Source organism: Bacillus sp. J14TS2 (assembly GCF_018333015.1).
Lineage (GTDB): Bacteria > Bacillota > Bacilli > Bacillales > Bacillaceae_C > Lederbergia.
The window spans coordinates 1-255 of sequence record NZ_BORE01000093.1; the positions used below are offsets into that span (position 1 = coordinate 1).

A 255-nucleotide genomic window follows, 5' to 3' on the forward strand; every position below is an offset into this window, starting at 1 on the left:
GGAAGAGAAAGAAAAATCGATTCCCTGAGTAGCGGCGAGCGAAAGGGGAACAGCCCAAACCAAGAGGCTTGCCTCTTGGGGTTGTAGGACACTCGACATGGAGTTACAAAGGAACGGGGTAAACGAAACGGTCTGGAAAGACCCGCCAGAGAAGGTAACAGCCCTGTAATTGAAACTTCGTTCCCTCCCGAGTGGATCCTGAGTACGGCGGGACACGAGGAATCCCGTCGGAAGCTGGGAGGACCATCTCCCAAG

The 255-nt window shown here is 54.5% G+C and carries 1 rRNA gene; it reads left to right on the forward strand.

Features of this window, described 5'->3' with window-relative positions:
• Positions 1–255: ribosomal RNA gene (locus tag KI375_RS27195) — 23S ribosomal RNA — on the forward strand; the annotation flags it as partial.